Genomic DNA, 21,031 nt, shown 5'->3' with positions numbered 1-21,031 from the left:
ATACGCCTCCCACTCTTCCACAACGGGTCTGGGCGCCCTACCCCTGCCCAGGCTCCCCGCCAGCGTGCTGCAGGGCCCAGTGGTACATCACGACGGCGGCCGCGGCCCCGGCGTTGACCGACCGCGTGGAGCCGTACTGCGTGATGGCCAGCACCGCCTCGCTGGCGGCCAGTGCCTCCTCGCTCACCCCCGGCCCCTCCTGGCCGAAGAGGAGTATGCAGCGGCGGGGCACGGCATACCCCTCCAGCGGGACCGAGCCGGGGACGTTGTCGACGGCGAGGATCGGCAGCCCCCGCTCGCCCGCCCACGCCCGCAGGTGGCTGACGTCGGGGTGGTGGTGCTCGTGCTGGTAGCGGTCGGTGACCATCGCGCCGCGCCGGTTCCAGCGGCGGCGGCCCACGATGTGGAAGGCGGCGGCGTTGAAGGCGTTGGCCGTGCGGATGACCGAGCCGATGTTGAAGTCGTGCTCCCAGTTCTCCACCGCTACGTGGAAGCCGTGGCGGTGCCGGTCGAGGTCGGCCACGATCGCCTCGTGCCGCCAGTACCGGTAGCGGTCGACCACGTTGCGGGTGTCTCCCTCCCGCAGCAGGTCAGGGTCCAGGTGTGCCGGGAGCTCCCCGTGCGCGCCGACCGGCCAGTCCCCCTCCCACGGGCCGACCCCGACCGGCGGACCCGCTGTCACCGGCCGGCCTCGGGTGCGTCGCGGCGCTCGCGGGACTGCCGGGCCTGACGCACCTTGCGGACGACGAACCAGACGGCGAAGACGGCGGCACCGGCGATGACCAGCCACTGCAGCACCCCGGCATACCGCTCGACGATGTGCCAGCTCTCCCCGAGCTGGTACCCGGCGAGGATGAAGATGCAGTTCCAGAGGAGGCTGCCGGCGAGCGTCAGCGGCAGGAACCGGCGCAGCGGCATCCGCTCGATGCCGGCCGGGATCGAGATCAGGCTGCGGATCAGCGGCAGCATGCGCCCGAGGAAGACCGCCTTGCCCCCGTGCCGGTCGAACCACGCCTCGGCCCGGTCGAGGTCCTCCAGGTCGAGCAGGGGTACCCGGCCCCAGACGGACCGGAACCGCTCCCGTCCCAGGGCGGCCCCCAGGGTGTAGATCACCAGGGCACCGACGACAGAGCCGAGGGTGGTCCACAAGATCGCGCCCGGGAGGGTGAAGCTGCCCTGGCTGGCGGCGAACCCGGCGAGCGGCAGGATCACCTCGCTGGGGATGGGCGGGAAGAGGTTCTCCAGCGCGATGATCAGCCCCGCCCCCGGGCCCCCCAGCGCCTCCATCACCCCCACGGCCCAGCCGGCCACTCCGGTCAGTTCGGGGGCTTCGCTCACCCCCCGAGTCTGCCACTTCTGCGCAGGTCGGCAGCCCGTACCCGTGGCCGCCACCACCGAATCGCACTACGGTAATGCCAACGGCGCAGGCACCGCGTGCGCCCGCCAACGCGGCCGGTGACGGTCGCCAGACGGAGGTAGGACGATGGACAACTCGACGACAACGTGGATCATTGTTGCTCTCCTGGTGCTGCTCATCGGCGCCGCGATCTTCATGCTCCTGCGTCGTCCGGGGGGCGACGACTCCCTGGACGGCTCCGGCACGCCGGCCGTGGGCCGTGACAGCGACCGGCCCGCCACCGACCGCCCGGACACCGACCGACCCGACACCGACCGACCCGACACCGACCGCCCCGACACCGACCGCCGTGGCGACCTGGGCGGGCGGACCGCCCCGGAGGAGACCCAGGGGGTCGCCGCGGTGGAGACCCCCGCGCGGGACGACGCGCCGTTCGACCAGACCACGTACGACGCCCCGGCCGGGACCGGGGGCGCGACGCCGGTGGACCGGGCCGACGTCGAGGACCGCGCGGTCATGGAGGACAGCTATGACGAGGGGTATGCCGCTTCCTCCACCCAGCCCGCGACCGGCGGGACGACCGAGGCCGCCCGTCCGGCCGACGACTTCTTCGGTGTCGACCGCGAGCCGCGGGAGGAGGTCGAGCCCGACCCGCAGTTCCAGGACCCTCGCACCGACGGTCACCTGATCGCTGACGAGGCACGCCACGAGGAGATGGCCGACCGTCCTGCGGCCGGGGTCCAGGACGAGCCGCTGACGGCCGACGAGGTGCTCGACGCCCGCGACGTGGGCGACCGTGACCAGGGGGACGGTTACGCAGCACCGCCCGTCCCTGCCGAGCCGATCGCAGCCGAGCCGGTCGAGCCGGTCGAGCCGGTCGTCCACGAGGAGCCGGTCGCAGCCGAGCCGGTCGAGCCCGTCGTCGCCGAGCCGCTCGCGGACGAGCCGGCGGTGGACGAGCCGGCGGCCGAGGAGCAACAGCAGGAGGCTCCGGTCGGCGGTCACGTCTTCGCGGAGTCCGTCTACGGTGCGGGTTCGGTCGAGCCTGCCGAGGACGGCTCCGGGCCCCAGGGCTGGGAGGTCAAGGGCAACACCGGCTCGATGCTCTTCCACACCGCGGACTCGCCGAGCTATGACGCGGTCCGGGCCGAGGTCTGGTTCGACAGTGAGGAGACGGCGCGCAACGCGGGCTTCGCCCACTGGGACCGTCGCCGCCGCTGACCCACCGGCGAGAGCGAAGGGGCCCGACATCGTCGGGCCCCTTCGTCGTGTCCACGGCCGCTCCCGGGTCTGCGCCCGAAGACTCGGCACGGTGCCGGTCGGGTCAGCTGAGCCCGATGTCGCCCAGCCCGTAGGCCGCCCGGTAGTCCAGGCCCTGTGCCCGGAGTGCTTCCTCCGCCCCGCTGGCCCGGTCGACGATGACCGCCACCCCGACGACCTCCGCTCCGGCCTCGCGCACCGCCTCGACGGCGGTGCGCGGCGAGCCCCCGGTCGTGGAGGTGTCCTCGACCACCAGCACCCGACGTCCGGCGACGGACGGGCCCTCCACCCGCTGCTGCAGCCCGTGGGTCTTCTCCGTCTTGCGCACCACGAAGGCGTCGAGCGCCCTGCCGCGGCGGGCCGCGGCGTGCAGCATGGCGGTGGCGACCGGGTCCGCACCCATGGTCAGCCCGCCGACCGCGTCGATCTCGAGGTCGTCCACCAGGTCGAGCATCACCTCGCCCACCAGGGGCGCGGCCTCACCGTGCAGCGTGATCCGGCGCAGGTCGACGTAGTAGTCGGCGGCTCGCCCGGAGGACAGGGTGACCCTGCCGTGCACCACGGCGAGGTCCCGGATGAGCTGCTGCAGGCGGTCGCGGGCGGACGTCATGGCTGGCACCCTACTGCGCCGGCCCTGCGCCGGCCCTGCGCCGGTCCTGTGCCGGTCCTGTGCCGTCAGAGCCCGTCTCGGGCGCGGCTGCCGGCACGCCGGCGCTCGGCCAGCTCGCTGGCCACCCGCCGCGTCAGCGCTCGCGGCACGACCTTCAGCATCCCGACGACGCCCTTGTAGGTGGCGGACGGAACCGAGACGACCTTGCCCCGGGACACGTCGTCCAGCGCCGTCCGGACCACGTCCGGTGCCTCGAGCCACAACGCGTCGGGGAGCATCGACATGTTCATCTCGGCCCGGTCGTGGAACTCCGTGTGCGTGAAGCCGGGGCAGACCGCCGTGACGGTGACCCCGTGCGGGGCCAGCTCGCTCGCCAACCCCTCGGAGAAGACGGTCACGTAGGACTTGATCGCCGAGTAGTGACCCATGACGGCGAAACCGGCCACCGACGAGACGTTGAGGATGGCACCCCGCTGCCGGCCGCGCATCGCGCCCCCGGCGGCGTGGGCCAGCACCATGACGGCCTTGACCATCAGGTCGACGGCCCGTTCCTCCTCCTCCAGGTCGTTGCGGACGAACCCCTTGCGGGCGCCGAACCCGGCGTTGTTGACGAGCAGATCGACCGGACGGTCCGGGTCCGCCAACCGGTCCGCGACCTCCTGCAGCTGGGGACGGTCGGTCAGGTCGGCGGGCAGCACCTCCACCTGCACCCCACGACGGGCGGTCAGGTCGGCGGCGAGCGCATCCAGCGCCTGGCGGTTGCGGGCGACCAGCACCAGGTCGTGACCGCGACCGGCGAGCTGCTCCGCGAACTCCTTGCCGAGCCCCGAGGAGGCTCCGGTGACCAGTGCTGTGCCCATCGCAGCAGGATAGGGGCGGTTCAGAGCCGCTCGCGCAGCCACGCGAGGTCGGCGGCGTGCAGGTCCTGGCCCGGGGTCTCGAGCATGACCGGGGCAGCGGCGCTGCGGATCGCGTCGGCGAGCTCGTCCTCGGGGATCTGGCCGGACCCCAGCCCGGTGTGCCGGTCCGCGCCGGAGCCTGCGGCGTCCCGGGAGTCGTTGGCGTGGACGAGGTCGATCCGGCCGGTGATGGCCCGGACCTGCTCGACGACGTCACCCAGCTCGATGCCGCCGGCCCAGGCGTGACAGGTGTCCAGGCAGAAACCGACCATCTCGGCGCCCTCGGCCGTCTGGATCGCCTCCCAGGTCCGCGCGATCCGGTCGAGGTGGCGGGCCATGGCGTTCTCCCCACCTGCGGTGTTCTCCAGCAGGAGGGGGACCTTGAGGTCGGTCGCCTGGATCGCCTTGCGCCAGTTGTCGAAGCCCTTCTCGGGGTCGTCGTCCTCCCCCACGTGCCCGCCGTGCACGATCAGGCCCTTGGCGCCGATCTCCGCAGCCGCGTCCATGTGCTGCTGGAGCAGCTTGCGCGAGGGGATCCGGATCCGGTTGTTCAGCGTCGCGACGTTGATCAGGTAGGGAGCGTGCACGTAGAGGTCGACCCCCGCCTCCTCGGCAGCCGCGCGCAGCGCCTCCGCGCCGCCCTCGTAGCGCACCTGGGGCCCCTTGTAGCTCTGCGGGTCACCGAGGAAGAACTGGACCATGGAGATGCCGCGCTGCTGGGCCTCCGCGACAGGGTCGGTCTGGTCGACGTGTGCTCCGAGGGGCTGGCTGCTCATGCCCGTTATCGTAGGCGCGCACCCCGACACCCTCTAGCCTCATGGGTATGCCGCGCCCTGCCTTCCAGATCGAGCTGCTGGTCGCCGGTCCGCCCGCCGAGGTGTGGGCCAGGCTGTGGGACCTGGACCGGCATACCGCGGCCGTGCCGCTCACCACCGTCCGGGAGCAGCCACCGGCCGGTCAGTCCGGCGCCGGTCTGCGGCAGGGCGCGCGGTTCACCGCCCGCACCGCGCTCGGCCCGGTCCGGCTGGACGACGACATGGTCGTCCGCACCTGGGACCCGCCCCGGCACGCGGTCGTCGACAAGGTCGGCCGCGTGCTGTCCGGGCGCATCGAGGTGCACCTGCGTCCGGAGGGCAGCGGCACCCGCCTGCGCTGGTCCCAGACCTTCGGCGCCGCCTGGGTCCCCGACGCCCTCGCCGGCCTGGTCTCCCGCCCGGTGGGAGCCGCATACCGTCGGACGTTGGTGCGGATCACCCGCCCGTAGGCTGACCGGGTGCGCATCGCGACCTTCAACTGCAACTCCGTCCGGACCCGCGTCGACCGCGTCGTCGCCCTGCTGGAGCGCCACCAGGTCGACGTGCTGGCGCTGCAGGAGACCAAGTGCAAGGACGACCAGTTCCCGCTGCTGCCGTTCGAGGCGGCCGGGTATGAGGTGGCGCACGTCGGTCACTCGCAGTGGAACGGCGTCGCGCTGGTGAGCCGGGTCGGGATCGAGGACGTGGAGGTCGGCTTCCCTGGTCAGCCGGGCTGGGGCGACCCGGCCGAGGCGGAGGCGCGCGCCATCGGGGCGACCTGCGCAGGGGTGCGGCTGTGGAGCCTCTACGTGCCCAACGGCCGCTCCCTGCAGGACCCGCACCTGGCCTACAAGCTGGACTGGCTCACAGCCCTGCGCGAGGCCGGCACCGCCTGGCTGGCCGAGGACCCGCAGGCGCAGATCGCGCTCCTGGGTGACTGGAACATCGCACCGCGGGACGAGGACGTCTGGTCGGTGCCGTTCTACGAGGGACGCACGCACACCAGCCCGGCCGAGCGGTCCGCCTTCCAGGGGGTCGTGGACGCGGGGTATGCCGACCTGGCCCGGCCGTACACCGAGGGTCCGGGGGTCTACACCTACTGGGACTACACCCGGCTGGCGTTCCCCAAGCGGCGCGGGATGCGGATCGACTTCGTGCTGGGCAGCCCGGCGCTGGAGGCCCGGGTCGAGGGAGCGTTCATCGACCGGGAGGAGCGCAAGGGCAAGGGTGCCTCCGACCACGCGCCGGTGGTCGTGGACCTGGCGGACGCCGGCTGAGCCAGCCGGACGGCCGTCAGCTCGCCCGCCGGGTCCTCGCCGAGCGCAGCGCCCACGGCAGCGTGAGCAGGCAGAGGGCGGCGGTCAGCGCCATGGCGGGGCCGAACCCAGCCCCCAGGGCGACCGCCCCGACGAGCAGCGCACCAGTGCCGGTGCCGGTGTCGAAGCCGGCGTTCCAGACCGCGCTGGCAGCACCGACACGTCGGGGTCCGGCTGCGGCGAAGGCCTGCAGCATGGTGAGGTTCTGCAGCGCGCCGTAGCTGATGCCGACGACCGCGCACGCGGCGACCCAGGCCGCGACCTGCTCGGTGCCGACGGGGGTACGGACCACCCAGGCGAGCGCGGACAGCCCGAGCACGATGAGGATGACGAAGGGCCAGAGCAGCCGGTCGACGCCGACCCGGTCGGAGAAGGCGCCGATCCGCCAGCGGGTCAGGGTCGAGGTCAGTCCGAAGGCGAACAGGCCCACCGCGGACAGCCAGGGCACCGCCACCAGCTGCGGCGCGAAGGTGATGATCGCGCCGCCGGCGAGGGTGACCGTGAGCAGGATGAGGCTGGGCGGGATCAGCCGCAGGTAGGTGGCTCGCCCGGCGGGCGCGTCCGCCGCCTCGTGATGGTCGGGGGCGTGGGTGGAGCGCTCCGGCAGGTGGCGGGCCAGGGCGAAGCAGGCGGGGATGCCGACCAGGGGGACCGCGCCGAGGAGGAAGACCGGCCAGAAGCCCCAGGTGTCCCCGATCCAGCCGCCGCTGGGCATGAGCAGGACGTTGGGCACCGACAGCGCGAGCGAGTAGGCGCCGACCGCGGCACCCCGGCGGCGGGGTTCGACGAGCAGGACCGCCGCGGCGCTGGCCGCGACGGTGAGGATGCCGAAGCCGACCCCGCGGACGGCCGAGAGAGCGAGCGTGGGGGCCAGGTCCGCGGTGAACCCGTGCAGGAGGGAGGGCGCGCCCAGCAGCACCATCCCGGCCGCGAGCACCGGACCCCACCCGGCCCTGCGGATTATCCAGGGCACGGCGAACTGGGTGGCGACGGTGGCGGCGAGGAGCACGAAGTTGACCGCGCCCGCGCCGGCGGAGTCCGACGTGCCCTCGCGGACGACCCACAACGGGGCCGCGGGCAGGAGCGCGGCATACCCGGAGAAACCGGTGAAGGCCACGACCGCCAGGGCGATCATGCCGGGGACGGCCCAGACGGAGGTGCGGGGCAGGTCGGGAGCACCGGCCCGGGCGGACGCGGGCTGGGCCGGATCGGGGCGGTTCACCCCTTGGCTGCCTTGGCGGCGGCCTTCTTCTCCTTCTTGTAGGCACGCACCTGCTGCAGCGACTCCACGCTGGTGACGTCGGCGATCGACATGTGCACGCCGTCCCGCCCGTAGTCGCCCGCGGCCTCGCGCCAGCCGACCGCCGTCAGGCCGCGCTGCTTACCCAGCAGCGCCAGGAAGATCCTGGCCTTCTGGTCGCCGAAGCCGGGCAGGCCCTTGAGCCGCCTGAGGACCTCCTTGCCGTCCGGGTCCTCGTCGGTCCAGATAGCGGCGGCGTCGCCGTCGTAGTCCCGCACCACCGCGGTCGCCAGGTCGTGGACGCGCTGACCCATGGACCGGGGGAAGCGGTGCACGGCGGGCGGCGTCGCGCAGATCGCGATGAACTCCTCCGGGTCGGCTGCGGCGATCGCCGCCGGGTCGATCGACCCCAGCCGTTCGACGATCTTGCGTGGGCCGTCGAAGGCCACCTCCATGGGGATCTGCTGGTCCAGCAGCATGCCGGTGAGCAGGGCGAACGGATGCTCGCTGAGGATCCGGTCGGCCTCCGGCTCACCGACCAGGTGCAGGGTCTCGGTCATGCTCCCAGGGTAGGCCGTCGGGGGACGCTCCCGCCCGTGTCCCGGGGCTGTTCCTGCACGGGCTGCTGGCTCGTCGACCCGACCGGACGCAGGCCCAGGGCCAGCGCGACGACCGCCGCCACGGCAGCCGCGATCCCGGCGCCGGTCAGCACGGTCTGCACCTGGACCACGGCGGCGCCGAGCAGGGCGTCGGTGTCGGTGGGGTCGACGAGCCGACCGACCTCGAGGTGGAAGCGCCGCAGGCCGAGAGCGGTCAGGAGGGCCAGGCCGACGACCATGCCGACCATGCGGGCGACCACCACCAGCGAGCTCACCGCCCCGTGGCCCTCCTCGACGGCATCGGCGAGGGCGGCGTCGTTGACGGGGGCGATGGCCAGGCCGACACCCAGGCCGGCACCGACCAGCGGGAGCGTCGTCGCCACCACCGCGTCCAGCGAGCTGCGCTCCCACTGCGCCATCGCCAGGATCGACACGGCGGCGAGGGCCAGACCGGGTGTCGCGACGAGGGCCGGCCCGAGCCTGCGCAGCAGCCAGCCCCCGAGGACCGCGCCGACGGGGACGGCGACGAGGAACCGGACCAGGACCAGCGCGGCGTCCGTCTCGTCGGTGCCCTGGGTCAGCCGAGAGAGCAGGGGCACGTCCACGACGACGGCGACCAGGGCAGCCCCGACGAGCAGGCTGACGGCCAGGGCCGGCCAGACGCGGCCCCGCACCACCCCGCTCGGGACGAGCGGCCGGCGGGCCGTGCGCTGTCGCACGAGGAAGGCGACCACCGCCGCGGCGCCGAGCGGCAGCAGCCACCACCCCATCGGCCCCAGCACCTCGGTCTCCGGGTTGGCCGTGGAGAAGGTCAGCACCAGCGACCCCAGCGCGACGGCCAGGAACGCCGCCCCCAGCAGGTCGGCGGCGAGGAGCAGCGGCAGCCAGCGGCGGGCGGTCAGCACCGCGAGCAGCACCGTCAGAGCGGTCGCGGCCAGCCCGATGGGCGTGCCGACCCGGCTCTCCCAGCCCTCGAACGGCACGAACGGCGCACCGAGAGTGATCGAGCTGGTCAGCGCGGCGGGAGCGGTCATGGTGAGGGTCCACAGGGCCGCCGCCAGTATCGCTACGAGGTATGCCGCGCCGGTCACCACGCGGGAGCGCTCAGCCGTCCCGCCTGGCTCCGCTCCGGTGTCGCTGCGTGTCCTGTGCGGCCCTTGCGCGTGTCCTGTCGGGCCGTTTTGCGTGTCCTGTCGGGCCTTTGCCCGTGTTCGGTGGGGACGCAGGAGCCAGACCCCGACGAGGCAGGCGGCGCCGAGGGCGACGTTCACCCAGAAGATGTCCCGCCAGTCGCCGACGACGAGGATGAGGGCGCCGAGCAGCGGGCCGAGGACCGAGCCGAGCTCCTGGACGCCGCCGACGACGCCGAGCGGCAGGCCCCGCTGCCCACGCGGCCACAGGTCGGCGACGAGCGCCAGGGTCGCCGGGACCAGGCCGCCGCCGCCCAGGCCCTGCAGGAAGCGGCCGGCCACCATCACCGGCAGGTCGACCGAGACCGCGGTCACCGCCGAGCCGACGATGAAGACGACCAGGCACCACAGCAGGATCCGGCGCCGGTCGACCAGGTCCGACAGTCGCCCGATCAGGGGCAGCACGGCGATGTAGCCGAGCAGGAAGCCGGAGATGATCGGCGTCCCGCGCTGCAGGGACTCGATGCCCACCCCGACCCCGGCCATCATGTCGGTCAGGGCCAGCACCACCACGTAGGTGTCCGCAGCGGCGAGCGCCACGGCCAGCGCCGCGACCGTCAGCAGCGTCCGGGAGCGCGGCGGCGGGCCTGCCGGACGGCCGGCAGCTGCCCCGCGCCCCCCCGGGCCGCGCGGGAGATCTGCCCGCGTCACGTCAGGGCGCGGTGACGGTGACGGGTGCCCCGTAGGAGCTGAGCGTCAGCGAGTAGGTGGAGGCTGCGGGCGGGTAGAACGGCCCGGTGATCACCACCGTGCGCACCTGCCAGTCCTCCTCGACCAGCCCGTAGCTCACGTCGAAGTCGGCCTCGGCGTCCCCCACGCTCAGCAGGTCGCGGACCACCTGGCCGGGCAGCGTCCCGACCACCTCCTGCACGACCTCCGCGCCCTCCCGGCGGCGCTCGCCGAACTGCGGGTCAGCCGTCTCCCCCAGCAGGCCCACCAGCCCTTCCTCCGGGTCGAACAGCGTCGCCGGGTCCGGCACGCCCAGGTCCTCGGGCGCGGTGCGCACGTGGCTGGGCACGTAGGGCAGCTTGACGTAGAGCTCGCCGTCGACGGCGACCGTGGGCACGTCCGCCTGGACCCCGGCCATCTGGGCGGTGATCGTGCCGTCGAACGCCGGCGGGTCCATCGTGCCGTCGCCGGTGGCGCTGATGATGTAGGTGCTCTCGCCCTCGGGCAGGTCGCTACCGGTCATCTCCAGGTGCAGCGACCCGGCCTCGACCAGCACGTCGTGGGCCTGGCTCAACCGGTCCGCGGCGCTCGGCGGCGGGGGTGCCGAGCTCGCACCCGACTCGTCCTCACCGTCGCTGCAGGCGGTGAGCGTGGCCGCCACCAGGGCCAGGGCGGTCAGGTGGCGGGTATGCGGTGCGGTGCGCCTCGTCATACCCGCCACTATGGCAGCAGGTCAGCCGAAACGTCCGTAGCGCACCTCCCGACCGGCGACACGGTTTGCCCCCGACCGCCGACAGGGTTTGCCCCCGACCGGCGACACGCTTTGAACCTACCGGGGCCACCGTGTGGCCCCGGGGAGCAGAACGTGTTCCCGGTCGCCCGCAGAACGTGTTCCCGGTCGCCCGCAGAACGTGGCCCCGGCCGGGGAGCCAGGATCAACCGATCAGCCGAAACGACCGGAGATGTAGTCCTCGGTCGCCTTCTTGCTGGGGTTGTTGAAGATCGTCTGCGTGCTGTCGAACTCCACGAGCTCCCCCGGCTTGCCGGTTGCCTCGAGGTTGAAGAAGCCGGTGCGGTCCGAGACGCGGGCCGCCTGCTGCATGTTGTGCGTGACGATGACGACCGTGTAGTCCTGCTTCAGCTCGTTGATCAGGTCCTCGATGGCCAGCGTGGAGATCGGGTCCAGGGCCGAGCACGGCTCGTCCATGAGGAGCACCTCGGGCTGGATCGCGATCGCGCGGGCGATGCACAGCCGCTGCTGCTGACCACCGGAGAGGCCGGAGCCGGGCTTGTCGAGCCGGTCCTTGACCTCGTTCCACAGGTTGGCCCCGCGCAGCGACCGCTCGGCCAGCTCGTCCGCGGCCTTGCCGGACAGCCGCTTGGAGTTCAGCCGCACGCCGGCCAGGACGTTCTCCTTGATGGACATCGTCGGGAACGGGTTGGGCCGCTGGAAGACCATCCCCACCCGGCGGCGCACGTCGACCGGGTCCACGTCCTTGCCGTAGAGGTTCTTGCCGTCCATCTCCACGACACCGTCCACGCGGGCCCCGGGGATCACCTCGTGCATCCGGTTCAGGGTGCGGATGAAGGTGGACTTGCCGCAGCCGGACGGCCCGATGAAGGCGGTGACGGCCTTGGGCTCGATGGTCATGCTGACGTCCTTCACGGCATGGAAGTCGCCGTAGTAGATGTCAAGGTTCTTGACGTCGATGCGCTTGGACATGAGGTAGTTCTCCCAGGGGTTCAGCGGCCGGTCTTCGGCGCGAAGATCTTGGCGATGAGGCGGGCCGCCAGGTTGAGCAGGATGACGATGAGCAGGAGCAGCAGGGCGGCTGCCCACGCGCGCTGCATGCTGGGCTCGGCGTAGGAGCCGGGCGAGAGCGGGTTCTTGAACAGGTCGTAGGCGTAGACGGCCAGGGTGTTCATCCGACCGTCGACGGGGTTGAGGTTGAGGAACGGGACGGCGCCGATGGTCACCAGCAGGGGTGCCGTCTCGCCGATGACGCGGGCGATGGACAGCGTGACGCCCGAGGCGAGGCCGGAGGCGGCGGTGGGCAGGACCACCTTGAGGATGACCCGCCACTTGGGCACGCCGAGGGCCAGGGCCGCCTCGCGCAGCTCGTTGGGCACGATGCGCAGCATCTCCTCGCTGTTGCGCACGACCGTGGGGATCATCAGCACGCACAGCGCGACGGACCCGGCGATGCCGATCTTGGCCTCGGCGGGGCCGAGGAACAGCGAGAACAGGGCGAAGGCGAACAGGCCGGCGACGATCGAGGGGATGCCGGTCATCACGTCGACCATGAACCGGATGGCCTGGGCGAGCTTGGAGCCGGCGCCGTACTCGACCAGGTAGATCGCCGTGAGCAGGCCGATCGGGACCGAGATGAGGGTGGCGATCCCGGTGATGATCAGGGTGCCCATGACGGCGTGGTAGACACCGCCGATGAGCGGGGCGCCGTCCTCGAAGATGGCCCGGTCGTGCCGGCCGTCCACGCCACGCATGGTGGACTGCAGGAAGTCCAGGTCGGTGGCCAGGCCGATGCCGTTGCTGGTCACGGTCCACAGCAGCGAGATCAGCGGCAGGACCGCCAGCACGAAGGCGCCGGTGATCATGCCCGTCATCACCCGGTTCACCGCCTGCCGGTGGCCGGACGCGTGCCGGTACACCCCGTACAGGGCGACCAGGTAGATGAGGAAGGCCAGGGCGGCGGACACCGCGACGTGGAAGCCGGCGACCTGCCAGAGCAGCACGGCCACGACGGCGGCCACGGCCAGCACGACGCGGCCGGGTCCGTCGGTCGCGGGCTGCACGGGCGCCACCTCGACGCCGGACACCTGGTCCAGCCCGGTGGGCGGCAGCTCCTCGCGGGTCTGCGGCCGAAGATCGGTGCTCATCAGTTGGCTCCAGAGAACTCGGCGGAGCGCTGGACGATCCACCGGGCGACGAGGTTGACGGCGAGGGTGATGACGAACAGCACCAGGCCGGCGGCGATGAGCTCGTGCATCCGCAGCCCGCCCTGGGCCTCGGGGAAGTTCAGCGCGATCTCACCGGGGATGGTGCGGTTGCCGGAGCTGATCAGGGACCAGGTGAACGGCCCGACGGACAGGATCATGGCCACGGCCATCGTCTCGCCGAGGGCCCGGCCCAGCCCCAGCATGGTGCCGCCGATGATGCCGGGCTTGCCGAACGGCAGCACGGCGGTGCGGATCATCTCCCACTTGGTCGCGCCCAGGGCGAGGGCAGCTTCCTCGTGCAGCCGCGGCGTCTGCAGGAAGACCTCCCGGGAGACGCTGGTGATGATCGGCAGGATCATCACCGCCAGCACGATGCCTGCGGTCAGCAGGGTGCGCCCGGTGGTCGAGGGGTTGCCGCCGAAGATCGGCAGCCAGCCCATGTTCTCGGACAGCCACTCGTAGAAGGGCCGCATCTGCGGGGCGAACACCATGTAGCCCCACAGGCCGTAGACGACGCTGGGCACCGCGGCGAGCAGGTCGATGACGAAGCCGATGGAGGCGCCCAGCCGCTTCGGCGCGTAGTGCGAGACGTAGAGGGCGATGCCGACGGCGACGGGCGTGGCCAGGACCATCGCGATGATCGAGACCACCACGGTGCCGGCGGCCAGCGGCCAGACGTAGCTGAAGAAGCCGTTGCCGCCCGAGATGTCCTCGGGGTCGGCCTCGAAGACCGGCAGGGCGTTGATGATCAGGAAGATCGCGACCCCGGCCAGGATCACCAGGATCAGGGCGGCCGAGCCGATCGACAGACCGGAGAAGACCAGGTCGCCGGGGCGGCGGACGGCCTTGCGCGACCGTGCCGGTGCGGGGCTGGTCGGGGGCGCGTCCTGCGTCGTGTTGCTCATCGGCAACCCTTTCGTTCACCAGGAGGACTGTGGCGAGGATATCCCCCGCCGAGGCGCACGACGGCCACGACGGTCGTCGTCCAGCCAGGGCTGGACCACGACCGTCGTGACGTCGGGGTGGGTGCTGGGATCAACCGCCGTTGACCGCGCCCAGAGCGTCCAGGACCTGCTCGCGCAGACCGTCGGAGATGGGGGCGGAGCCGGCACCGTCGGCCGCGACGTCCTGGCCCTCCGGGGAGGCCACGTAGGAGATGAAGTCCTTGACCAGGTTGGCCTTGTCGGCGTCCTGGTAGTTCTTGCACACCACGTGGTAGGAGATCAGGACGATCGGGTAGGCACCGGACTCGGTGGTGGCGTAGTCCAGGTCGACGGCGAGGTCGCCCTCGACACCGGTGTCCGCCAGCGGCGAGGCCTCCACGACCTGCGCGGCAGCCTCCGGCGAGAGCTCGACATACTCATCGCCCACCCCGACGTTGACCAGGGTCATGCCCTCGACGGCCGAGGCGTCGGAGTAGCCGATGGTGCCCGGGGTGTTGGACAGGATGGAGACGACGCCAGCGGTCTGGGCGCCGGCCTCACCACCGGCCACCGGCCAGGTCTGGCCCGCCTCGTGCGGCCAGGCGTCACCGGCCGCGGCGGCGAGGTACTTGGTGAAGTTGTCGGTGGTGCCGGAGTCGTCGGAGCGGTTGACCGGGACGATGCGCTCGTCGGGCAGGTCCGCGTCGGGGTTCTGCTCCGCGATCTCCGGGTCGTTCCAGCGGGTGATGTCCTGGTTGAAGATCTTGGCGATCGTCTCCGGGTTCAGGTTGAGGGAGTCCACGCCCTCCAGGTTGAAGGCCACCGCGATCGGGGAGACGTAGACGGGCAGGTTGATCGCGCCCTCGTCCCCGCAGAAGTCCTTCACGGCCTCGCGACGCTCCTCGTTGAGGTAGGAGTCGGAGCCGGCGAAGTCGACGGCCCCCTGCCCCAGGGAGGTCACGCCGGCGCCGGAGCCCACGGAGTCGTAGGTCACCTGCACGCCGGGCTGGACCTCGCCGTAGGCGGAGATCCACGCGGTCATCGCCGCGTTCTGCGCGGAGGCACCGGCCGCGGCCAGGCTGCCGGTCAGGTCACCACCGGAGGCGTCGCCCCCGGCGTCGCCGGTCGCCGCGTCGGTGTCGGTGTCGGCGTCAGTACCGGCGTCGGCGGCCGTGTCCTCGGCGGGGGTCTGCTCCGCGGTGGGGTTGTCGTTGCCACAGGCGGCGAGCGTCAAGGACGCGGCCATGGCGATGGCCAACGTCGGAGCAAAACGGCGAAGCGTCACGGTGGGACCTCTTTCGGTGTCTGCGGTAGGTGGTCGCACGCCCACCAGGGCCAACCGGCAGGGGGCTGGGCGTGCTGGCGGCGGTGCCGACGAGAGCGACGGTAGGCAGGTGATGTGTCCCGGAGAGGCGGCTCAGGTGAATGACCGGTGAACGAGTAACGAATCCCGGTATGCCGCGCCGACCTCGGGACGATCCTGCTGTCGCCCCCGCCGTCGCCCTACCGCAGGACGAGCCCGTCCTCCTCGCCGTCGCGGTCGACCACCACGTGCTGGCCGTCGCGGACCTCCCCGGCGAGCAGCGCGCGGGCGAGGCGGTCACCGATCTCGGTCTGCACCAGGCGGCGCAGCGGTCGGGCACCGTAGGCGGGGTCGTAGCCGCGCAGAGCCAGCCAGTCCCGGGCCTCGTCGGTGACCTCCAGGCCGATCCGGCGGTCGCTGAGCCGGCGGGCCAGCAGCTCGACCTGCAGCCCGACGATGGTGGCCAGCTGGTCCGGGCTCAGCGGGTCGAAGATGACGATCTCGTCCAGCCGGTTGAGGAACTCCGGCTTGAACGACTGGCGCACCGTGGCCATGACCTGCTCCCGCTTGACCTCCTCGGCGACCAGGGGGTCGACGAGGACGTGGCTGCCCAGGTTGGAGGTCATCACCAGCAGGACGTTGCGGAAGTCGACTGTGCGGCCCTGGCCGTCGGTGAGCCGGCCGTCGTCGAGCACCTGCAGCAGGATGTCGAACGTCTCCGGGTGGGCCTTCTCCACCTCGTCCAGGAGCACCACCGAGTAGGGCCGGCGGCGCACCGCCTCGGTCAGCTGACCACCCTCCTCGTACCCGACGTACCCGGGCGGTGAGCCGATGAGCCGGGCGACGGCGTGCCGCTCGGAGTACTCCGACATGTCGATCCGCACGATCGCGCGGTCGTCGTCGAAGAGGAAGTCGGCCAGGGCCTTGGCCAGCTCGGTCTTGCCGACACCGGTCGGGCCCAGGAAGAGGAAGGAGCCGGTGGGCCGGTCCGGGTCGGAGAGGCCCGCCCGGGCACGGCGGACCGCGTCGCTCACCGCGCGGACCGCCGCCTCCTGGCCGATCAGCCGTTCGCCGATGACCTGCTCCATCCGCAGCAGCTTGTCGGTCTCCCCCTCCAGCAGCCGACCGGCCGGGATCCCGGTCCAGGCGGAGATCACCTCGGCGATGTCGTCGGGGCCGACCTCGTCCTTGACCATCGGGGCGTTGGTGGCCTCGGCGCTCGCGGCGCGCTCCTGCTCGTGGGCGGCGGACAGCTGCTTCTCGGCGTCGGGGATCTCGCCGTAGAGGAGCCGGGAGGCGGTCTCGTAGTCACCCTCACGCTGAGCCCTGTCGGCCTGCGTGCGCAGGTCGTCCAGCCGGGCCTTGAGCTCACCGACCTGGTTCAGGCCCGACTTCTCGGCCTCCCAGCGGGCGGTGAGACCGGCCAGCTCCTCCTGCCGGTCGGCCAGCTCGGCGCGCAGCCGCTCCAGCCGCTCGCGCGCCGCCTCGTCCTCCTCGGCGGCCTTGGCCAGGTGCAGCTCCTCCATCAGCAGCCGGTCGACCTGCCGCTGCAGCTGGTCGATCTCGACCGGGCTGGAGTCGATCTCCATCCGCAGCCGCGACGCGGACTCGTCGACGAGGTCGATCGCCTTGTCGGGCAGCTTGCGCCCGCTGATGTAGCGGTCGGACAGCGCGGCGGCCGCGACCAGGGCGGAGTCGGCGATGGCCACCTTGTGGTGCGCCTCATACCTCTCCTTGAGGCCGCGCAGGATCGCGATCGTGTCCTCCACGGACGGCTCGCCGACGAAGACCTGCTGGAACCGGCGCTCCAGGGCGGGGTCCTTCTCGATGTTCTCGCGGTACTCGTCCAGCGTCGTGGCGCCGACCATCCGCAGCTCGCCGCGGGCCAGGAGCGGCTTGAGCATGTTGCCGGCGTCCATCGAGGAGTCGCCGGACGCGCCGGCCCCGACGACGTTGTGCAGCTCGTCGATGAAGGTGATGACCCGGCCCTCGCTGGCCTTGATCTCGCCGAGCACGGCCTTGAGCCGCTCCTCGAACTCGCCGCGGTACTTGGCGCCCGCCACCATCGCGGGCAGGTCCAGGGCGATGAGGGTCTTGCCCTCCAGCGACGCGGGGACGTCCCCGGCGACGATGCGCTGCGCCAGGCCCTCGACCACCGCGGTCTTGCCCACCCCCGGCTCGCCGATGAGCACCGGGTTGTTCTTGGTCCGCCGGGACAGGACCTGGACCACGCGCCGGATCTCGGAGTCACGGCCGATGACCGGGTCCAGCCGGCCCTCGCGGGCGGCGGCGGTGAGGTCGTGGCCGTACTTGCCCAGGGCGTCGAAGGTCGCCTCGGGGTCGGCGGAGTCCACCTTCTGGCCGCCACGCAGGGTGGGGATCCGCTGCTCGATCGCGGCGGCGTCGAGCAGGGGGAAGGCGCCGGAACGGGCCAGACCCAGCAGCAGGTGGTCGGTGGAGATGAAGCTGTCACCCAGCGCGGACATCGCGTCCTGGGCGTCCTTGATCACGCTGTGCATGGCCCGGGAGAACTGCGGGTTGCCGATCGTCTGACCGGTCGCCCGGGGCAGGGTGGCGAGCGTGTTCGCCGCGGCCTGCGCGGCGGAGCGGGCCGAGGCCCCGGTCGCGTCCAGCAGCGGGCCGGTGGTGGTGTCGGGCTGGCCGGCCAGCGCGAGCAGCAGGTGCGCGGGCTCGACCTGGGCGTGGCCGGAGGCGGCGGCGTCGCGGACGGCGGCCTGCAGCGCCTCCTGCGCCTTGGTGGTCAGGTCCATGGGTGTGTCGTTCTCCTTCCGACGCCGGTGGGCGCCAGCTCGAACAGTAGTGGTCTCACCTGAAGCAACGCCGTCGAAGTTGAGCGCATTCCGCTCAACTTTAGCGCGGGGGTCAGAGGGCCAGCAGGCTCAGGGACAGCACCATCACGACGGCGCCGAGAAAGAAGCCGACCAGCGTCTGCGTGTAGTGCGTCTCGTAGCGCCGGGCGGCCGGCAGCAGCTCCAGGAAGCTCACGGCGATCATCATCCCGGCCACCAGCGCCAGAGTGATGTTGAGCCACTCCTCCGGGAGCACGACCCTCAGGAGCAGGTAGCCCAGCACCCCGCCGACCGGCTCGGCCAGCCCGGAGATGGTCGCCCAGAGCAGCGCCTGCGCCTTGGAGCGGGTAGCCGCGTAGATCGGCGCGGCCACCGCCAGACCCTCGGGCACGTTGTGGATCGCGATGGCGATGGCCAGGGTGATGCCTCCGGCCGGTTCCTTGAGGGTGGAGATGAAGGTGGCCAACCCCTCGGGCAGGTTGTGCAGGGCGACGACCGCGGCCAGGAGGATGCCGCTGCGCAGCAGCCGGGCGTCGACGTGCCCGGCCTGGATACGGTCCAGCTGCGCGCCGCCACCGATCTCCGCCGGGTTGACGTCGTGCGGGATGCCCTTGTCGATGAGCACCACCAGCGCCCCGCCGAGCAGCAGCGCACCCCCGACCCACAGCAGCGCCTCGGCCGTGCCGACGATCTCGCCCAGGGAGCGCAGTGCGCTGGGAGCGATCTCCACCACGGAGATCGTGATCATGATGCCGGCGGCGAAGGCGAGCGCTGCGGCGAGGATGTCCCGGCGCAGCACCCGGGTCTGCGTGCCGAGCCAACCTCCGATCACCGTCGACAGCCCCGCGAGCAGCGTGACCACGAAGGCGAGCAGCACGCCATACCTCCCTCGCACCCGCGGTCGACTGTGCGACCGATTGTGCACCACGGCCGTCCGGCTCCCCCTCGGGCGCCTCCGCGCCCGAGTCACGACGTCGACCGGCAGGCGAGCCGGGGCTCTGCGACCCTGGGGGTATGGAGCTCACCTGCCACCTGGGCGACCTCACCGTCCAGGCGGTGGACGCGATCGTCAACGCGGCCAACTCCTCACTGATGGGTGGGGGTGGTGTCGACGGGGCCATCCATGCCGCCGCCGGGGCGGAGCTGCTCGAGGAGTGCCGGGTGGTCCGGTCGGAACGCTTCCCCGACGGCCTCCCGGTCGGTGAGGCGGTCGCGACCGGCGCGGGCCGCCGGGGCGGTCGCGGACGTGGCGGTGGCGGCGGTGCGGGAGTGGGCGCGCGCCCGGTCGGAGGCCGGGGTGGAGGAGGTGCGCTTCCTGCTCCTCAGCCAGCCCGTGCTCAGCGAGTTCGAGCGGGCCCTGGCGACGACGGGGCCGATACCGTGACCAGCGGGACCCCTCGTCGATGAGCTGACCAGCCGGTTCACCCGTCGGTGCGGTCCTGCTCTCGCTGCAGTGCCGTCTCGACCGCCTCCTCTCCGACCATCACCATCGGCGCGCGCACCCCGAGCTGGCGACCGACGAGGACGCCGTAGGTGAAGTCGGGGTCGCCGGCGTCGCGAGCCGCGAGGGTCAGCTCCTGCAGCCGCTCCTCGCCGACCACGCTGTCCTGGACCGCGCCGAGAGCCTCGGTGACCCGCTCCCACGCGGTCGCCAGCGCCGCAGCCTCCTCGCCGAAGGAGGGCGCCAGCGCCTCGTAGGCGTACCGAGCCGCCTTGGCGCGCTTGCGGATCTCGTGCAGCCGGTGCATCCGGTCGCCCGGTGCCAAGCCCGTCTCCCTCGATTCCGGGCCCGCCTCGCCCGTGTCCCGACCCTCCCGACCCAGATCCAGGTCCGCCTCGTCACCTGCGGCGGCAGCCTGCTCGGCGGCGCGCAGGTCCCGCCACTCACGCTCGACCCGGCCGACGGACTTCGCCACCAGAGGCGGCAGGACGGTCGCCGCGCGTCGCCCGGCGCGGCCGCGCCAGGGCGGGTCGGCGAGAAGGTCGACGAGGCGGTCGACCAGCTCGGCATACCGTGGCTCGTCCAGCACCTCGACCAGGGCCGCGTGCGCCCGGGTGTGCTCGCCGTCCAGCTCCTCGCGCACCCGGTCGGCGACGGGGCCCACCTCCAGGGCCGACGGCAGCTCGGCGAGGTCGTCCAGGACCGCCGCCCGCATCACCTCGGCGTCCCGAGGCGCGCCGAGCACCTCGGCGTACCACCTGACCTCCTGCCGCAGGGGGTCGGTCACGTCCCGGTCGAGGAGTCGGCGGAAGGTACGCAGCGCGCTGCGCAGCCGGCGGGTGGCGACCCTCGTCTTGTGCACCGCGGCCGGACCGTCCTCGCGCAGGGACGCCTCACGTCCGAGGACCACCGCCACCTGCTCGGCGAGGTAGGCCAGCACGACGTCGGCGGCGGGACCTTCCGGGTCCGGCGGCAGGCCCTCCTCGGCCCGCTGCGCACGGTCGCCCAGTGCACGACTCAGCTTGGACGGGAAGTCCGCCGTGCGCACCCCCTGGTCGGCGAGGTGGTCCGTGATCCTCCCGAGCAGGGCGCCTCCGTCGTCGTCCTCACCGCCGTCCCCGGCCAGCTCCACCTCCAGCTCTCGCCAGCGGCGGCCCGCGGGCTCAGCCTGCACGACGTCGTCGCAGAGCAGCGCGACGACCCGCTCCTCGTCGTCGAGCAGGTCGATCTCGGTGCGGTGGGTGCGGAGGACCGCCACCGGCACCAGGCCCCGCTCGGCGTCGGGCCGACCGGTCCAGATCTCGCCCAGGCGCTCGGCCACCGCCCCGAGGTGGCCGGAGGGCACCCGCCACCGTCCCGGTCCGTGGGTCAGCGGGGCATGCAGCTCCCACCGCGCCGACGACCCCTCCTCAGCGGGCAGCTTGAGGTGCCAGCCCTCGTCGGTCCCACCCTCCCTGCGGCGCAGGGTGATCCGCTGCCGGATCAGCAGCAGGTCGGGGGTGTCGAGGTAGACGGCACGCAGCCGGTGGTGCCGCGTGTCGCCGGACCGGAGCAGCCCCCCGACATCCGGCAGCGGCGCGTCCGGCGCGAGGTCGAACTTCTGCTCCCGCTCCAGGTGGCGGACGGGGTGGTCGCGGTGGTCGGCCATGGACCCATCATGTC

General features: G+C 72.5%; 20 protein-coding genes and 1 pseudogene. 5 read left to right on the top strand and 16 right to left on the bottom strand.

Annotated elements, in window-relative coordinates; translation table 11 throughout:
* Positions 1 to 37 precede the first annotated feature (37 nt).
* Both ESZ52_RS01470 and ESZ52_RS01465 read right to left on the bottom strand, forming a co-directional pair.
* Positions 38 to 682 carry a TrmH family RNA methyltransferase gene (locus tag ESZ52_RS01470; protein ID WP_238154308.1) on the bottom strand — a complete coding sequence of 215 codons (645 nt, stop codon included), beginning with the start codon at positions 680 to 682 and terminating at the stop codon, positions 38 to 40.
* Entirely contained in the window at positions 679 to 1,287 is a 609-nt protein-coding gene (locus ESZ52_RS01465; RefSeq protein WP_131106357.1) for a DedA family protein, read from the bottom strand. Before ESZ52_RS01465 ends, ESZ52_RS01470 begins: the two co-directional genes overlap by 4 nt.
* Before the next feature lie 196 nt (positions 1,288 to 1,483).
* On the opposite strand from ESZ52_RS01465, the gene ESZ52_RS01460 reads away from it, so the two are divergent.
* Entirely contained in the window at positions 1,484 to 2,578 is a 1,095-nt protein-coding gene (locus ESZ52_RS01460) for a sunset domain-containing protein (protein WP_131103375.1), read from the top strand.
* A 103-nt stretch (positions 2,579 to 2,681) separates the two neighbouring features.
* Here the strand turns inward: ESZ52_RS01460 and pyrE are convergent, their stop codons facing one another.
* From pyrE to ESZ52_RS01445, 3 genes are all read right to left on the bottom strand, one after another.
* Positions 2,682 to 3,227, bottom strand: a complete 546-nt coding sequence (gene pyrE, locus ESZ52_RS01455) for an orotate phosphoribosyltransferase (RefSeq protein WP_131103374.1) — start codon at positions 3,225 to 3,227, stop codon at positions 2,682 to 2,684.
* 65 nt (positions 3,228 to 3,292) lie between these two features.
* On the bottom strand, positions 3,293 to 4,087 hold the full coding sequence (locus ESZ52_RS01450) for an SDR family NAD(P)-dependent oxidoreductase (RefSeq protein ID WP_131103373.1): 795 nt from the start codon (positions 4,085 to 4,087) through the stop codon (positions 3,293 to 3,295).
* A gap of 20 nt (positions 4,088 to 4,107) precedes the next feature.
* A complete protein-coding gene (locus ESZ52_RS01445; RefSeq protein WP_131103372.1) occupies positions 4,108 to 4,902 on the bottom strand; it encodes a deoxyribonuclease IV in 795 nt (264 codons plus the stop codon).
* A 47-nt stretch (positions 4,903 to 4,949) separates the two neighbouring features.
* Here ESZ52_RS01445 and ESZ52_RS01440 point away from each other — a divergent pair, with 47 nt between their 5' ends.
* Both ESZ52_RS01440 and ESZ52_RS01435 read left to right on the top strand, forming a co-directional pair.
* Entirely contained in the window at positions 4,950 to 5,390 is a 441-nt protein-coding gene (locus ESZ52_RS01440; RefSeq protein ID WP_181009787.1) for an SRPBCC family protein, read from the top strand.
* Positions 5,391 to 5,399: 9 nt separating this feature from the next.
* A complete protein-coding gene (locus ESZ52_RS01435) occupies positions 5,400 to 6,197 on the top strand; it encodes an exodeoxyribonuclease III (protein ID WP_131103370.1) in 798 nt (265 codons plus the stop codon).
* A gap of 16 nt (positions 6,198 to 6,213) precedes the next feature.
* On the opposite strand, the gene ESZ52_RS01430 is transcribed toward ESZ52_RS01435, so the two are convergent.
* From ESZ52_RS01430 to zupT, 10 genes are all read right to left on the bottom strand, one after another.
* Positions 6,214 to 7,458, bottom strand: coding sequence for an MFS transporter (locus ESZ52_RS01430; protein ID WP_131103369.1), 1,245 nt, complete (start codon positions 7,456 to 7,458; stop codon positions 6,214 to 6,216).
* A complete protein-coding gene (locus ESZ52_RS01425) occupies positions 7,455 to 8,036 on the bottom strand; it encodes an HhH-GPD-type base excision DNA repair protein (RefSeq protein ID WP_131103368.1) in 582 nt (193 codons plus the stop codon). Before ESZ52_RS01425 ends, ESZ52_RS01430 begins: the two co-directional genes overlap by 4 nt.
* Positions 8,033 to 9,916: an MFS transporter gene (locus ESZ52_RS01420; protein ID WP_425600027.1), complete on the bottom strand. Its 1,884-nt coding sequence runs from the start codon at positions 9,914 to 9,916 to the stop codon at positions 8,033 to 8,035. Before ESZ52_RS01420 ends, ESZ52_RS01425 begins: the two co-directional genes overlap by 4 nt.
* A gap of 1 nt (position 9,917) precedes the next feature.
* Positions 9,918 to 10,646, bottom strand: coding sequence for an LppX_LprAFG lipoprotein (locus ESZ52_RS01415; RefSeq protein WP_131103367.1), 729 nt, complete (start codon positions 10,644 to 10,646; stop codon positions 9,918 to 9,920).
* A gap of 231 nt (positions 10,647 to 10,877) precedes the next feature.
* Positions 10,878 to 11,657, bottom strand: a complete 780-nt coding sequence (gene pstB / locus ESZ52_RS01410; RefSeq protein WP_131103366.1) for a phosphate ABC transporter ATP-binding protein PstB — start codon at positions 11,655 to 11,657, stop codon at positions 10,878 to 10,880.
* Positions 11,658 to 11,677: 20 nt separating this feature from the next.
* A complete protein-coding gene (gene pstA, locus ESZ52_RS01405) occupies positions 11,678 to 12,832 on the bottom strand; it encodes a phosphate ABC transporter permease PstA (protein WP_131103365.1) in 1,155 nt (384 codons plus the stop codon).
* A complete protein-coding gene (gene pstC, locus ESZ52_RS01400; RefSeq protein ID WP_131103364.1) occupies positions 12,832 to 13,797 on the bottom strand; it encodes a phosphate ABC transporter permease subunit PstC in 966 nt (321 codons plus the stop codon). The genes pstA and pstC overlap by 1 nt, the downstream gene beginning before the upstream one ends.
* A 130-nt stretch (positions 13,798 to 13,927) precedes the next feature.
* Entirely contained in the window at positions 13,928 to 15,100 is a 1,173-nt protein-coding gene (gene pstS, locus ESZ52_RS01395; protein ID WP_238154307.1) for a phosphate ABC transporter substrate-binding protein PstS, read from the bottom strand.
* 218 nt (positions 15,101 to 15,318) lie between these two features.
* The gene (gene clpB, locus ESZ52_RS01390) at positions 15,319 to 17,889 is read right to left on the bottom strand and encodes an ATP-dependent chaperone ClpB (protein WP_131103363.1); all 2,571 of its coding nucleotides are present in this window, start codon (positions 17,887 to 17,889) and stop codon (positions 15,319 to 15,321) included.
* 112 nt (positions 17,890 to 18,001) lie between these two features.
* A complete protein-coding gene (zupT, locus tag ESZ52_RS01385) occupies positions 18,002 to 18,805 on the bottom strand; it encodes a zinc transporter ZupT (RefSeq protein WP_181009786.1) in 804 nt (267 codons plus the stop codon).
* A gap of 137 nt (positions 18,806 to 18,942) precedes the next feature.
* Between zupT and ESZ52_RS19600 the strand changes: the two are divergent.
* Together ESZ52_RS19600 and ESZ52_RS19595 are read left to right on the top strand one after the other, a co-directional pair.
* Positions 18,943 to 19,098: pseudogene (locus ESZ52_RS19600) on the top strand (macro domain-containing protein); the annotation flags it as partial.
* A gap of 31 nt (positions 19,099 to 19,129) precedes the next feature.
* Positions 19,130 to 19,312: a hypothetical protein gene (locus tag ESZ52_RS19595; RefSeq protein WP_238154359.1), complete on the top strand. Its 183-nt coding sequence runs from the start codon at positions 19,130 to 19,132 to the stop codon at positions 19,310 to 19,312.
* 37 nt (positions 19,313 to 19,349) lie between these two features.
* On the opposite strand, the gene ESZ52_RS01375 is transcribed toward ESZ52_RS19595, so the two are convergent.
* Positions 19,350 to 21,017: a CYTH and CHAD domain-containing protein gene (locus ESZ52_RS01375; RefSeq protein ID WP_131103360.1), complete on the bottom strand. Its 1,668-nt coding sequence runs from the start codon at positions 21,015 to 21,017 to the stop codon at positions 19,350 to 19,352.
* Between the last annotated feature and the right edge of the window lie 14 nt (positions 21,018 to 21,031).

Source organism: Ornithinimicrobium sufpigmenti (assembly GCF_004322775.1).
Taxonomy (GTDB): Bacteria; Actinomycetota; Actinomycetes; order Actinomycetales; family Dermatophilaceae; genus Ornithinicoccus; species Ornithinicoccus sufpigmenti.
Note: the sequence above shows the minus strand (reverse complement) of the source record. Positions and strands in the feature narration are given on the sequence as shown.

Excerpts from the sequence above, each read along its gene's own strand:
- ESZ52_RS01465 (WP_131106357.1), bottom strand. The coding sequence starts at position 1,287 with ATGGAGGCGCTGGGGGGCCCGGGGGCGGGGCTGATCATCGCGCTGGAG.
- ESZ52_RS01460 (WP_131103375.1), top strand. The coding sequence starts at position 1,484 with ATGGACAACTCGACGACAACGTGGATCATTGTTGCTCTCCTGGTGCTG.
- pyrE (WP_131103374.1), bottom strand. The coding sequence starts at position 3,227 with ATGACGTCCGCCCGCGACCGCCTGCAGCAGCTCATCCGGGACCTCGCC.
- ESZ52_RS01450 (WP_131103373.1), bottom strand. The coding sequence starts at position 4,087 with ATGGGCACAGCACTGGTCACCGGAGCCTCCTCGGGGCTCGGCAAGGAG.
- ESZ52_RS01445 (WP_131103372.1), bottom strand. The coding sequence starts at position 4,902 with ATGAGCAGCCAGCCCCTCGGAGCACACGTCGACCAGACCGACCCTGTC.
- ESZ52_RS01440 (WP_181009787.1), top strand. The coding sequence starts at position 4,950 with ATGCCGCGCCCTGCCTTCCAGATCGAGCTGCTGGTCGCCGGTCCGCCC.
- ESZ52_RS01425 (WP_131103368.1), bottom strand. The coding sequence starts at position 8,036 with ATGACCGAGACCCTGCACCTGGTCGGTGAGCCGGAGGCCGACCGGATC.
- ESZ52_RS01415 (WP_131103367.1), bottom strand. The coding sequence starts at position 10,646 with ATGACGAGGCGCACCGCACCGCATACCCGCCACCTGACCGCCCTGGCC.
- pstB (WP_131103366.1), bottom strand. The coding sequence starts at position 11,657 with ATGTCCAAGCGCATCGACGTCAAGAACCTTGACATCTACTACGGCGAC.
- pstA (WP_131103365.1), bottom strand. The coding sequence starts at position 12,832 with ATGAGCACCGATCTTCGGCCGCAGACCCGCGAGGAGCTGCCGCCCACC.
- pstC (WP_131103364.1), bottom strand. The coding sequence starts at position 13,797 with ATGAGCAACACGACGCAGGACGCGCCCCCGACCAGCCCCGCACCGGCA.
- clpB (WP_131103363.1), bottom strand. The coding sequence starts at position 17,889 with ATGGACCTGACCACCAAGGCGCAGGAGGCGCTGCAGGCCGCCGTCCGC.
- ESZ52_RS01375 (WP_131103360.1), bottom strand. The coding sequence starts at position 21,017 with ATGGCCGACCACCGCGACCACCCCGTCCGCCACCTGGAGCGGGAGCAG.